Below are 13418 nucleotides of genomic sequence, written 5' to 3'. Positions count from 1 at the left end.
CCCGAAGGGCCGTCTCGAAGGGCGATCCAGATGTCTCCGGAACCCTCTGAAGCACCCTTCGAGACGCAAGCCGTCGGCTTGCTCCTCAGGATGAGGGCTCAGATGCTCGAACAGCGATCTCAGATGGCGTGGGAGGCGCTGCCGGCACCGACCCGCTCGGGGCTCTTCGCGCCGAGCAGGAGCACGCCGAGCCCGCCGACCAGCGTCGCGACGGTGGCATAGGCGATCACACCGAGCGTGCCGAAACCGTCGACCAGGAGCCCGCCGAAGATGGCGCCACTCGCAATCGCGACCTGGAAGGCCGCGACGAGCAGGCCGCCGGCCGATTCGGCCTCCTCTTCCGGTGCGACGCGCACCAGCCAGGTCTGGAAGCCCACCGGCAGCGCGCCGAAGGCGAAGCCCCAGAGACCGACAGCGACCGCCGAGGCGATCGGCGAGGCGCCGGCGAACAGCAGGCTCACCCCCATCAGCGCGATCGCGAAGGCGCCGAAGATCACCGAGGCCTTGGCGCTGCGGGCCGTGATCGCCCCGCCCAGGAAGTTTCCGAAGAAGCCGCCGACACCATAGGCCAGCAGGACGAGCGAGATCGCCTCGACCGAAAGCTTGGGGATCTGCTCCAGGAACGGTCGCACATAGGTGAAACCGGCGAAGTGCCCGGAGATCACCACGACGATGCCGGCCAGGACGAGCGCGATGCTGGGCTGGCCGAGCAACCGGAAGAGCGTGCGGATGTCGGGCGAGCCGCGCGCCGGCAGCCGCGGCAGCACCGCCATCTGGATGATGAGCGTCGCCACGCCGATCAGAGCCGACAGCCAGAACACGACGCGCCAGCCCCAGAGGTTGCCGACATAGGCGCCGATCGGCGCCGCGCTCACCGTCGCAACCGAAACGCCGGTGAAGATCAGGGACATCGCCTTGGGCAGGGCGCTCGGCGGCACGAGCCGCATCGCGGTCGCCGCCACCATCGACCAGAAGGCTCCGAGCCCGATGCCGAGCAGGACACGGGCGAAAAGCAGCGTCGGCAGATTGGTGGCGACGGCGGCGAGCGCGCTGGAGACGATCAGCAGTCCGGTCAGCGACCAGATCACGAGGCGCCGGTCGATGCCGCGCGTCACGATGGCGGCGGCGAGGCCGGCGATGGCGCCGACGACCGCCGTTGCGGTCACGGCCTGCCCGGCGGCTCCGACGGAAACGCCGACATCGGCGGCCATCGGGGTCAACAGGCTGGCGGGCAGGAACTCGGCGGTAACGAGGCCGAAGACGCCGAAGGTCAATGAGACGACAGCGGGCCAAGCCGGCTTTTCGCGAGCATCCTCGGCGGTGTCGTCGAATTCAAGTGCAGTGGCAGACAGGGAATCTGACATGGGGGTCTCCATGAAGTCGCCGGAAGATGGGCGTGGCCTCGTGGAGTTTCCATGCTATATCATCCGCATCTCATGACCGTTCGTCCAGGATTGCCATGACCGCTTCCGCCGACCACCTGACAGAGATGCTCCGGGGCCTGAGACTCGACGGCGTCGACTACAGCCGCTGCCAGTTGGCAGCGCCCTGGGGCGTCGCCTTCCCCCCGACCAATGAAGCCTATTTCCACTTCATTTCGCGCGGCCGCTGCTGGCTGAAGACGCAGGCCGGCGAATGGCTGGAACTCGCCGATGGCGACGCCGTGCTGCTGCCACGCGGCGGCGGCCATGTCCTGGCGAGTTCGCCAGAGGTCGTCGCCTCCCCGCCCTGCGACTGCCGGGTGCGCGAAACCTATGGCAATATCTTCGATGTCGAGGGCGGCGGCACCGGCGAGCATATGCTGCTCTTCACCGGCCGCATGACCTTCAATGTCGATCTCGACCACCCGCTGCTGCGGTTGATGCCTGACCTGATGCGGATGAGCGACTTCATCGCCAACGAGCCCGGCATCCCGCATCTGCTGGAGGCGATGGGCCGCGAAGTCGCGATGGACCGGGTCGGTGCTGGCGGCATCCTCGCCCGCCTCGCCGACGTGCTGGCAGCCGCGATCATCCGCGCGTGGGTCGAGCGCGGCTGCGGCGCCGCCAAGGGCTGGGTCGCTGCGGCGCGCTGCCCGACAATCGGCAAGGTGCTGGCGGCCATCCACGCCCATCCCGAGGCGGACTGGACGGTCGAGAGCCTCGCCGAGCTGATGGGCGCTTCCCGTTCGGGTTTCGCCGAGCGCTTCGCCGAGGTCGTCGGCGAGACTCCGGCCCGCTATGTCGCGCAGGTCAGGATGCATCAGGCCCGGCAATGGCTCGCCCGCGACAAGCTGCGGATCGCGGTGGTCGCGCAGCGCCTCGGCTACGAGTCCGAGGCTTCCTTCAGCCGGGCCTTCAAGCGCGTTACCGGCACGGCACCGGGCCAGGTGCGGGCGGCGGGCGAGGCGCAGCCGGCCGCGATGTTCACGCCGCCGGCGGAAGCGGCGGAGTAGCTGACAGGCGACCCAGTTGTCGTCATGCTCGCCCTTGTGGCGAGCATCCACGTCTTGAACACGACCCTCGACCACGAAGACGTGGATGGTCGGGACAAGCCCGACCATGACGGCAACCGTTGCGGTCATGGGTTCCGCGCTCAGGTCCCGGCGCTTCCACCCACCAGATCGAACCAGCCGGCCTCGTCGATCACTTCGACGCCATGCTTCGCAGCGTCCTTGAGCTTGGAGCCCGCCCCCGGTCCGGCCACGAGCAGGTCGGTCTTCGACGACACCGAGCCCGCGACCTTGGCGCCGAGCCGCTCGGCCATCGCCTTGGCCTCGTCGCGGGTCATCCGCTCCAGCGCGCCGGTGAACACCACGACCTTGCCAGCGACGGGGCTCGCCGAGGCCACCGCCTCGAGAGGCTGCGGCGAGACCTGCGCCAGCAGGCGGTCGAGCAATTCCTCGTTATGCGGCTCGCCGAAGAACTCGATCAGCGCTTCGACCACTGTGGGGCCGACGCTATCGATGGCGTCGAGTTCCTGCCGCTCGGGCGAGGCCTCGTCGGCAGCCGCTATGCCGGCTGCCCGCAGCGCCTCGAACGAACCGTAATGCCGCGCCAGAAGCCGCGCGGTCGTCTCGCCGATATGGCGGATGCCGAGCCCGAAGATGAAGCGGTTGAGCGGCGGCCGGCGCCGATCCTCGATCGCGTCGAACAACTTCTTCGCGCTGACGGCGCCGAAGCCTTCCTTGTCCTTGAGCTTCTTGAGATTGGCGGCATCGCGCTCGGCCAGCGTGAAGATGTCGGCGGGCTCCTTCACAGGCAGTTCAGGATCGCTGTGAAAGAACTCGATCTGCTTGTCGCCGAGCCCGTCGATATCCATCGCATCGCGCGAGACGAAATGCTTCAGCCGCTCGACGGCCTGCGCCGGGCAGATCAGGCCGCCGGTGCAGCGGCGCACCGCATCTTCCTTGCCGGTGCGCGGATTGAGCTCCCGCGTCGCATGGCTGCCGCAGGCCGGACAGAGCGTCGGGAATTCATAGGGTTTCGAATCCGCCGGCCGCTTCGACAGATCGACCGCCTCGACGCGCGGGATGACGTCCCCCGCCCGCTTCACCGTCACCGTGTCGCCGATGCGAATGTCGGTGCCGTCGCGGATCGGTGAACCCTTGGAATCGAAGCCGCGGATATAGTCCTCGTTGTGCAGCGTCGCGTTGGTCACGACGACACCGCCGACCGTCACCGGCTTCAGCCGCGCCACCGGCGAGAGCGCGCCGGTGCGGCCCACCTGGATGTCGATCGCTTCGAGAACGGTTGTCGCGAGTTCCGCCGGGAATTTGTGCGCGATCGCCCAGCGCGGCGCCCGCGAGACGAAGCCGAGCCTGGCCTGCAGCGCGAGATCGTCGACCTTGTAGACCACGCCGTCGATATCGTAGCCGAGCGTCGCGCGCTGGCTCTCGATCAGCCGGTACCGCGCGATCAGCTCCTCCACGCTCTCGCAGCGCTTCATCAGCGGGTTCGTGCGGAAACCCCAGCGTTTGAACGCCTCGACCACGCCCATCTGCGTCGGCGCCGGCAACACCGGCATCTCGCCCCAGGCATAGGCAAAAAACCGCAGGGGCCGCGAGGCCGTGACGCTAACGTCGAGCTGGCGCAGCGAGCCTGCCGCGGCATTGCGCGGATTGGCGAATTCGGGCTGCCCCTTCTCGCGCTGGCGTTCGTTGATCCCCGCAAAATCGGCATGACCGAGATAGACCTCGCCGCGCACTTCGGCGATCTCAGGCACATCCGGTCCGGCGAGCGTTCCGGGGATTTCGGAGATGGTGCGGGCATTGAGGGTGACGTCCTCGCCCTCCTCGCCATCGCCGCGCGTCGCAGCCGAAACCAGCTCGCCCTTCTCGTAGCGTAGCGAGAGCGATAGGCCGTCGATCTTCGGCTCGGCGGTGAAGGCGATGCCGCCCTCCTCTTCCCTGCGGCCGAGGAAACGGTAGACCCGGCCCGCGAACTCGGCCACGGCCTCATCAGAGAAGGCGTTGTCGAGCGAGAGCATCGGCACACGGTGCCGGATCTTGGCGAATTTGCCTGAAGGCTTGGCGCCGACCTTGCCGCTGACGCCGCCGGTTTCCTTCAGCCCTGGAAAAGCCTCCTCGAGCGCGACCAGACGCCGACGCTTCGCGTCATAGGCCGCGTCGTCCATGATCGGCTGATCGTCCTGGAAATAGGCGTCGTTCGCGGCCTGCACCTGCGCTGCGAGCTGCTCGTGCTCGGCCTTCGCCTTGCGCGGCGTCAGCTCGGCAACGGGCGTTTCGGAGAGGGCGGTGTCGTCGGAGTCGCTCATGGCACAGCATTAGGCGAGATGGCGGTGACGAGGAAGGGCAGGAACCGCTGCCTCGCGCCGCTCCAGCCCCGCGGCCCTCATCCTGAGGAGCAGGCCATCGGCCTACGTCTCGAAGGATGCTCCAGATGGCTCCGGACCGCCTGGAACATCCTTCGAGACGCCGCAGGCGCGGCTCCTCTGGATGAGGGCTCGGGGGGCCAATCCTCACATCCGCGAGATGCCTTGCGACAAATCCGGCTTTCGCGCGTATAGTTTAGGCGCTGGGAATTGGAAGCTCGACGCCATCGGCCGTTGACGCCAAGGACACGTCGACAGCCGTGGTGAACCGGGCCGGAACCGGGAGGCTCGCCATGGCCAATGTTGACGGCACCGTACATGACATCGTCACGCTCTCGCAGCCGCGCATCAAGACCATCACCACGAGGGATTTGCGCGAGGCGCTGCAGCGCGGCTGGGAAGACTTCATGGCGCAACCGAGCCATCTCGTCTTCATCGCCGTGATCTATCCCATCGCCGGCATCCTGCTGGCGCAGCTCACCGTGAGCTACAACATCTTCCCCCTGCTCTTCCCGCTGCTCAGCGGCTTCGCGCTGATCGGCCCCTTCGCCGCAATCGGGCTCTATGAGGTGAGCCGCCGCCGCGAGAAGGGGCTCGACTCGTCCTGGTCCCACGCACTCGAAGTGCTGCGCTCGCCGTCGATCGGGCAGACCGTCCTTTTGGGCGCGATGCTGACCGGGCTCTTCCTCGCCTGGCTGTTCAGCGCCTGGTTCCTCTATCGCGGGATCCTCGGCCTGCCGGCCGACGTCTCGACCGCAGATTTCCTGCGTGCCGTCTTCACCACGGCCGATGGCTGGATCATGATCGTCATCGGCAACTCGCTCGGGCTGCTCTTCGCGATCGCCGCCTTCGCGATCTCGGTGGTGTCGTTCCCGCTGATCATCGACCGGCATGTCGATGCGCCCACGGCGATCCGCACCTCGATCGCCGCCGTCGAGGCCAATCCGCGCGTGATGATGTATTGGGGCCTGATCGTGACCGGGCTTCTGGTGCTCGGTTGCCTGCCGGTGCTGGTCGGGCTGGTCGTGGTCATGCCGGTTCTCGGCCACGCCACCTGGCATCTCTATCGCAAGGTCGTGGGCTGACCGGCCGGCCTGGGGTCGAGCGCGCCACGGGCGCGCGCTCCTGTCGATACGGGAACTTTTTGCCCCCAAAAGGGGTTCACTCCCTGCCAGATCGAGCCTGACGGCTCCATTTAGTCAGGGGGTTTTTCATGAACAACATCATTTATATCGTCGGCCTCGTCGTCGTCGTCCTCGCCATTCTCTCCTTCCTCGGCCTGCGCTGAGGCGGGGGACCGGAAGCGCCCACCCAACGGGCGACGGCTTGAAGCGCACCGATCTTCAAAGAAATAGCGCCGTCATCCCGGGCTTGACCCGGGATCCATCATAGAGCGCAGAGCTCTACGATCGATCCCGGATCGGCGCTGCTGCGCAGCTTGTCCGGGCTGACGGCGCTTTGTGTAAAGGCTGAAGCTCAGCCGCGAGGGCCGCCGCGCGGCTTGCCCTTGCCGAACGGCTTGCCGCCGGCCGGGCGCCCGCCCTCTGGCTTGCCAGCGAAAGGCTTGCCCTTCCCAGCATAGGGCTTCTTGAAGCCGCCACCACCGGGCTTGCCGTCGTCGCGGCGCGGCGGACGCGCGTCGTCGCGCGCGGGCCTGCTGTCGGCGCGATAGGGCTGGCGGTCCTCTCCCCGCGGCGCGCGTTGATTCGCGTCCCGGGGCTCGAAGCGTGGCCGCTGCGGCCTGTCCTCGCCAGCCACCTTATCATCGCCCCAGCTCTTCCGCGGCGCGGCCGGACGCTCGGCCTTGTCGGCGAAGGATTTCGCCGGACGCCGCTCGTCCGCTTCCGCCATCTCGATCACGATCTTGTCGCGATCGGGGATGCGCACGGATTCGTAGAAGCGCTCGGCCACCTCGGCATCGATCTCGACCTTGGTCTCACGATCAAAGATGCGGATCGCGCCGACCTCGTCGCGCGTGATCCGGCCGCGCCGGCACAGCATCGGCAGCAGCTGGCGCGGATCGGCGCCCTGCTTGCGACCGATGTCGAGCCGGAACCAGACGGTATCCCCGCGTGGCCCTGCCGGCTTGCGCGGCCGCTCGCCATCCTCGCCTTCGTCGCGCCCCGCGCCGAAGGGCCGACGCTTGGCGGCATAGTCCTCGTTCGAACGAACCGGACGGCGCTCGTCTCGGCCGAAGCCGGGATCGCCGACCTCTTCGGCCGCCGGCAGCCGCGCCCGATAGAGCCTGACCAGCGCCGCAGCGATGTCGCGCGCCTCGCGGCCGGCCATCAGCGCCTCGATCATGCCGACATCGTCTTCGCCGGTCTCGCCACTGAGCATCGGGTCGGCCAGCAGGCGCTCCTGATCGAGCGCGCGGATCTCCTCCGGCGTCGGCGGGCCGATCCACTCGGCCTCGACCTTGCCTTCCATCAGCAGGCGCTCGGCCTTGCGCCGACGCGACTGCGGCACCAGCAGGACGCTCGTGCCCTTGTTGCCGGCGCGGCCGGTGCGGCCCGAGCGATGCTGCATCACCTCGGAATCATTAGGCAATTCGGCATGGATGACGAGGTCGAGTCCCGGCAGGTCGATGCCGCGCGCCGCAACATCGGTCGCGACGCAAACCCGCGCGCGTCCGTCGCGCAGCGCCTGGAGCGCCGCATTGCGCTCGTTCTGGCCGAGTTCGCCGGACAGCGCGACCGAAGTGAAGCCGCGCTCCAGCAGGATCGCCTCGAGATGGCGCACCGCATTGCGGGTGTTGCAGAAGACCAGCGCCACCGGCGCATTATGGAAGCGCAGCAGGTTGACGACCGCGAGCTCGGCTTCCTTCGGGAAGACGCGCACGGCCTTGTAGGCGATGTCGGCATGGCCGCGGCGGGTCGCTTCGACCTCGATGCGCAGCGCATCGCGCTGGTAGCTCTGCGCGAGCTGGACGATCGCCTTCGGGAAGGTCGCCGAGAACAGCAGGCTGCGGCGCTCCGCCGGCGTGGTCTTCAGGATGTATTCGAGATCGTCGCGGAAGCCGAGATCAAGCATCTCATCGGCCTCGTCGAGCACGACAGCCTTCAGAGCGGAGACGTCGAGGCGGCGGCGCTCGATATGATCGCGCAGGCGGCCGGGCGTACCGACGACGATATGGGCGCCCTCGTCGAGCAGCATCGCCTCGCGGCGCGGGTCCATGCCGCCGACGCAGGAGATCACCCGCGCACCGGTCTGAGCATAGAGCCAGGCGAGCTCGCGCTGCACCTGCAAGGCAAGCTCGCGCGTCGGCGCGATGATGAGAGCAAGCGGCTCGGCGGCGGGGCCGAGCTTCTCGGCGGTGCCCAGCAGGGTCTCGCCGATCGCGAGACCGTAGGCGATGGTCTTGCCGGAGCCGGTCTGCGATGAGACCAAGAGGTCGCGCCCGCGGGCGGCCTCTTCGATCACGGCGCTCTGCACCGGCGTCGGGTCGGAGTAATTGCGATCGGCGAGCGCGCGCGCGAGCGGCGGGCTCGTGAGGGAAAAGGACATGCGATAAGGGCCTAAAGGTTTGCGGCGTAAGATGAATTAACGGCGCGAAGCGTGGCGATGGGTTCAGGCGGCATTTGGTAATCGGACCGAAAAGTGGGTCTCACTTCTCAGAAAATCCGATGCCAAAACAAATAATTAGGTCGCCCCCAGGGGCGTCCAGCAGGACGCATGGCGATCTAACGGGCAGCTGCACCATCGGATGACAGCAGCTCATAAAGCAAAGCGACACAAAAGGAAATGCGGCATTCCCGCGCCCTGCGCAGGGCCGGGCCGGGCCGGACGCGCCTTGCCGGCAAGGCGGCGGGCCCACTAGCTTCCCAGCTTCACCGAACGTGCAAGATGCCGCAGCGGAGAACAGCCATGGTCCTGCAGTCCCGCCGCATCGGCGCCTACGAGATATCGATCCTGCATGACGGCGTCTTCGAGGCCCCGCTCGATGTGCTGATCCACGCCGACGGCGCGGCCGCTCGCGACGAGGCGCTGGCGCGTTGGGGCAAGCCGAAGATCAACATCGTCGTGAACTGCTTCGCGCTGAAGGGATCGGATGGCATCACGCTGATCGATGCTGGCACCGGCCCCTCCTGGGGCGCCGCGATGGGCCATGCCCCTGAGGCCATGGCCGCCGCCGGGATTACACCAGAGGATGTCGCCCGCGTGCTGATCACGCATCTTCATGGCGACCACGCGCTCGGCCTGTTCGACGGCGATGCAGCCCGCTTCCCGAATGCCGAGATCATCGTGCCCGAGGCCGATTTCGGCTTCTATGGCGACGAGGCCAATCGCGCACGGGTGCCGGAGAAGAAGCACGGCGCTTTCGCCATCACGGCAACGCTGAAGAAGCTCTATGCCGGTCGCATCCGCTCCGTTCCGGCCGGCGAGGCGCGGCCCGGCATCAGCTTGCTCCCCCTGCCCGGCCACACCTTCGGCCATAGCGGCTATCTGATCGAAGGCGAGAACGAGAGCCTGCTGCTCTGGGGCGATGCGCTGCATCTCTCCGACCTCCAGGCCTTGGAACCGGATATCGGCTTCGTCTACGATCTCGACGCTGCGACTGCGCTAGCCTCCCGCCGCGGCATCCTGGAACGCGCCGCGCATGAGAACTGGTTGGTTTGCGGCGGCCATGTTGAGGGCTTCCGGCGGGTGGTCAAGAAGGGCGCGGGCTACGAATTGGTCGCCGCGTAGGTCATCAACCGTCGTCATTCCGGGCAAGCGAAGCGCAGATCCGGAATGACGACTTCAGAGAATTCGCTTCAGCCGCGCAATCCCGCCGCTTCCAGCAGGCGCCCGGCCGCGGCGCGCGCCTCCTCGGTGATCGAGGCTCCGGCAAGCATCCGCGCAATCTCCTCGCGCCGCGCCTGCTCGGCCAGCACTGTGACGCGCGTCACCGTCCGCACGGCTTCGCCTTCCGCCGATTTGGCGATCAGGAAATGCTGACCGGCCTTGGCCGCGACCTGCGGCGCATGGGTGACCGAGATCACCTGCACGCGTCCGGCCAATCGCGCCAGCCGCTCGCCGATCGCATCTGCGACGGCGCCGCCGACGCCCGTGTCGATCTCGTCGAAGACCAGCGTCGGGGCCGAGCCGCGCTCGGCCAGCACGACCTTGAGCGCCAGCATGAAGCGCGAGAGCTCGCCGCCCGAGGCGACTTTCATCATAGGCCCCGGCCGCGTGCCCGGATTGGTCTCGACCCAGAACTCGACCCGGTCGAAGCCCTCTGGCCCACGCGCGGCCTCATCGCTCTCGACCCGGGTGATGAAACGCGCCCGCTCCAGCTTGAGCGGCGGCAATTCGGCCTTCACGGCGGCATCGAGCCGCGCCGCCGCCGCCTTGCGCGCCTCCGATAAGACCTGCGCCCGCGCGAGGAAAGTGCCCTCCGCCTCGTTCAGCTCGGCTTCCAGTCGCGACAAGGATGATTCGCTCTCGTCGAGCGCCGCGAGGTCGCTCGCCATCGTGGCAGCCAGGACCGCCAGCCCATCGACCGGCACGTCGTATTTGCGTCCCGCCGCACGCAACGCGAAGAGCCGCTCCTCGATCCGCTCCTGCTCGCGCGGGTCGTATTCGGCGGCGCGCATCGCCGCAGCAAGCGTCTCCCCCGCCTCCTCCAGCGCGACGATGGCGGTGTTGAGGGCGGCGATCGACGGATCGACCAGCCCGGGCGCCTGCCCGGCCCGGCGCTCCAGCCGGCGCAGAACCGCGGCGAGCGTGGCAACAGGCGATGCCTGCCCGCCGACCGCCTCATGCGCATCGATGAGGTCGCGCGCCACCTTCTCCGCCTGCATCATCGACTGGCGGGTGGCGGCGAGCGCGTCTTCCTCGCCCCGCTGCGGCGCGAGCTTGCCGAGCTCCTCGACGGCATGGCGCAGAAAATCCGCCTCCTTGCGCGCCGCTTCGACCCGCATGCGCTGCGACTGCAGGGCCTGCCGCGCCCGTTTCAGCGTCTCGCTGGCCTCGGAGACGGCTTCCGCCTGCCTCTCCAGATCACCGAAGCCGTCGAGTATGGCGCGGTGCTGCGCCGGATCGGTCAGCGCACGGTCGTCATGCTGGCCGTGGATCTCGACGATCGCCGCGCCAACCATGCGCAGGATCTGCACTGAAACCGGCTGGTCGTTGATGAAGGCGCGCGTGCGCCCGTCGGCATATTGCACCCGGCGCAGGATCAGGTCGCCGTCGGTGTCGATTTCCTGGGCATGGGCCAGCTTGCGTGCGGCGTGGTCGAGCGGCAGATCGAAAACGGCGCTGACCTGCCCCTGCGCCTCGCCGTGGCGGACGAGCGAACCGTCGCCGCGCCCGCCGAGCGCAAGCGCGAAACCGTCGAGCAGAATCGACTTGCCCGCGCCCGTCTCGCCCGTGAGGACGCTCAAGCCCTCACGGAAGCCCAGATCGAGCCGGTCGATCAGAACGATGTCGCGAATGGAGAGCTGCGCCAGCATCGGCGCTCAGCTCGGTTTCCGGTGCCGGCAGCGTCGCCCGAGGCCCGTCATGGACGCCTCGTCAGCGCCCACCGAACCCGAGAAGACCGCCGACCGTGCGCTGGAAGCCGTCGAAGGCACGGCTGATATAGGAGCCGCGATCCTCGCGCGGCTCCAGGCCGCCGCTCTGCAGCAGCTTGTAGGCGTCCTTGTACCAGGGGCTGTCCGGGAAGTTGTGGCCGAGCACGGCCGCGGCGGTCTGCGCCTCGTTGGTGATGCCCATCGCCATATAGGCCTCGGTCAGGCGCATCAGCGCCTCCTCGACATGGCGCGTGGTCTGGTACTTGATGATCACCTCGCGGAAGCGGTTCACCGCGCCGGTGTAGTTGCGCTTCTCGAGGTAGTAGCGCCCGGCGTTCATCTCCTTGCCGGCGAGCTGGTCGCGCGCCACCAGGAGCTTCTCCTTGGCGTCCAGCACGTATTCCGACTTCGGGTAGTTCGCGATGAGCTGCTCGAAAGCCTGGATCGCCTGAACCGTGCGCTCCTGATCGCGTGTCGTGTCAGGGATCTGGTTATAATAGGACATTGCCATGATGTACTGCGCGTAGGCAGCATCGGGGCTGGCCGGGTTCTGGGCGATGAAGCGCTTGGAGGCGGTGATCGCCTCTTCCCACTTCGAGGCCTGGAAATTGGTGTAGGCCGTCATCAGCAGGCCCTTGCGTGCGTAGGGCGAGAACGGCGCCGCCTTGTCGATACCCTCGAACTTCTTGGTCGCGCCTTCGCTGTCGCCGTTCTGCAGGCGTGCGAGACCCTCGTTGTAGAGCTTGTCGGCGGGCTCGGGCGGCGTGAGGTCCGGCTTGTAGACCTCGGGCTTGTCGAAGGGATTGAGCGACGACAGCGTATCGCAGCCGCCGAGCAGCATGGCGGCGCCCAGCGCCAGGGCGATGCCCTTGCGCGGATACTGGCCGCGATGGATTGCCGGAAGGCTATGCCGCTTCACGCTCACGTCGTCCGTCCTCTTTCGATCGTCCCAGTTGGCGGGAAGCATGCCTTACCTCAGACGCTTCCACCGCGCCACTGCCGAAAACCGGTCAGGGCGCGATTCCGCCACCATGCGGCATCTGGGACAAAAACCCGGCGAAGGAAAGGCGAAAAGCGCCGCCGCGACTTTTCAGTGCAGATCCGGCGCGTAGGCAGCCGGCGCGGCTGCAGCCATCTTCACGGCGCGCGGCGTGGCGAAAACCGGCTGGGCCTCGATGATCGCGAAATTGGCGCGGTCGGCGAAGAGCGCTTCGAGAATGCGGACGTTCATGCGATGGCCGCCGCAATAGGAGCGGAACTCACCGATGATCGGATAGCCGGCAAGCGCGAGGTCGCCGATCGCGTCGAGCACCTTGTGACGCACGAACTCGTCGCTGTAGCGCAGCCCCTCGGGATTGATGACCTTGTCTTCGCCAATCGCCACGGTGTTTTCGAGCGAGGCGCCCTGCGCGAAGCCGGCCTTCCAGAGCTGCTCGACATCGCGCATGAAGCCGAAGGTGCGGGCCTTCGAGATCTCGCGGGCATAGGTCTCTGCGTCGAGGTCGAAGATCTTGCGCTGGCGGCCGATCACGGCGCTGTCGAAATCGATCTCGACATCGAGGCGGAAGCCCTGCTCGGCCGGCATCAGCTCGGCGAAGGCGCGGCCGTTCTCGATCCGCACGGGCTGGAGGACCTTGAGATAGCGGCGCGGCGCGTGGAGAGTGACCGTCCCGGTCGTCTGGATCGCGGTGACGAAAGCGGTGGCGCTGCCGTCCATGATCGGCATTTCGGGGCCGTCGATCTCGATCAAGACATTGTCGAGGCCGAGGCCGGCGCAGGCCGACATCAGATGCTCGATCGTCGAGACCGAGGCGGGGCCGCGGTCTCCGATCACGGTGCAGAGCTCGGTGGCGCTGACCTTGTTGTGCTTGGCGTGGATGAGCTGGGGCGGCATGCCCTCGATGCCGGTCCGCAGGAAGACGACGCCCGAATTCGCGCTGGAAGGCTTCAGGCAGATGCTGGCGGGGGCTCCGGAATGCACACCGATCCCGGTCAGGGTCACTGCTGCCCGCAAGGTCGTCTGCCGATCGAAGCTCATTCCGCTATCCAATCCTGATCATCGGACCGCACCCAACCTGCTCTGGGCAGTGGCCGACGCCGACGATGTCT

The 13418-nt window shown here is 67.5% G+C and carries 9 protein-coding genes; 3 read left to right on the top strand and 6 right to left on the bottom strand.

Annotation, left to right across the window (positions count from 1 at the left end):
• Window positions 1–119: 119 nt before the first annotated feature.
• Window positions 120–1364 carry an MFS transporter gene (locus tag AC1DNE_RS01865; RefSeq protein ID WP_476766288.1) on the bottom strand — a complete coding sequence of 415 codons (1245 nt, stop codon included), beginning with the start codon at window positions 1362–1364 and terminating at the stop codon, window positions 120–122.
• Between the two features lie 95 nt (window positions 1365–1459).
• Between AC1DNE_RS01865 and AC1DNE_RS01860 the strand changes: the two genes are divergently transcribed.
• Complete coding sequence (locus AC1DNE_RS01860) at window positions 1460–2434, top strand: AraC family transcriptional regulator (RefSeq protein WP_476766287.1); 975 nt, start codon at window positions 1460–1462, stop codon at window positions 2432–2434.
• Window positions 2435–2574: 140 nt separating this feature from the next.
• On the opposite strand, the gene ligA is transcribed toward AC1DNE_RS01860, so the two are convergent.
• Window positions 2575–4755 carry an NAD-dependent DNA ligase LigA gene (gene ligA / locus AC1DNE_RS01855; protein WP_476766286.1) on the bottom strand — a complete coding sequence of 727 codons (2181 nt, stop codon included), beginning with the start codon at window positions 4753–4755 and terminating at the stop codon, window positions 2575–2577.
• A 350-nt stretch (window positions 4756–5105) separates the two neighbouring features.
• Between ligA and AC1DNE_RS01850 the strand changes: the two genes are divergently transcribed.
• On the top strand, window positions 5106–5897 hold the full coding sequence (locus AC1DNE_RS01850; protein WP_441469678.1) for a DUF2189 domain-containing protein: 792 nt from the start codon (window positions 5106–5108) through the stop codon (window positions 5895–5897).
• 391 nt (window positions 5898–6288) lie between these two features.
• On the opposite strand, the gene AC1DNE_RS01845 is transcribed toward AC1DNE_RS01850, so the two are convergent.
• A complete protein-coding gene (locus AC1DNE_RS01845; RefSeq protein ID WP_476766284.1) occupies window positions 6289–8319 on the bottom strand; it encodes a DEAD/DEAH box helicase in 2031 nt (676 codons plus the stop codon).
• A gap of 360 nt (window positions 8320–8679) precedes the next feature.
• On the opposite strand from AC1DNE_RS01845, the gene aidB reads away from it, so the two are divergent.
• Window positions 8680–9501, top strand: coding sequence for an AidB family quorum-quenching N-acyl homoserine lactonase (gene aidB, locus AC1DNE_RS01840; protein ID WP_441469680.1), 822 nt, complete (start codon window positions 8680–8682; stop codon window positions 9499–9501).
• Window positions 9502–9569: 68 nt separating this feature from the next.
• Here aidB and recN read toward each other — a convergent pair whose 3' ends face one another.
• From recN to lpxC, 3 genes are all read right to left on the bottom strand, one after another.
• Entirely contained in the window at window positions 9570–11249 is a 1680-nt protein-coding gene (gene recN, locus AC1DNE_RS01835) for a DNA repair protein RecN (protein ID WP_441469681.1), read from the bottom strand.
• Between the two features lie 61 nt (window positions 11250–11310).
• On the bottom strand, window positions 11311–12234 hold the full coding sequence (locus AC1DNE_RS01830; protein ID WP_441469682.1) for an outer membrane protein assembly factor BamD: 924 nt from the start codon (window positions 12232–12234) through the stop codon (window positions 11311–11313).
• Window positions 12235–12399: 165 nt separating this feature from the next.
• A complete protein-coding gene (gene lpxC / locus AC1DNE_RS01825) occupies window positions 12400–13347 on the bottom strand; it encodes a UDP-3-O-acyl-N-acetylglucosamine deacetylase (protein WP_441469683.1) in 948 nt (315 codons plus the stop codon).
• Between the last annotated feature and the right edge of the window lie 71 nt (window positions 13348–13418).

Source organism: Allobosea sp. 05L423 (assembly GCF_056397745.1).
Note: the sequence above shows the minus strand (reverse complement) of the source record. Positions and strands in the feature narration are given on the sequence as shown.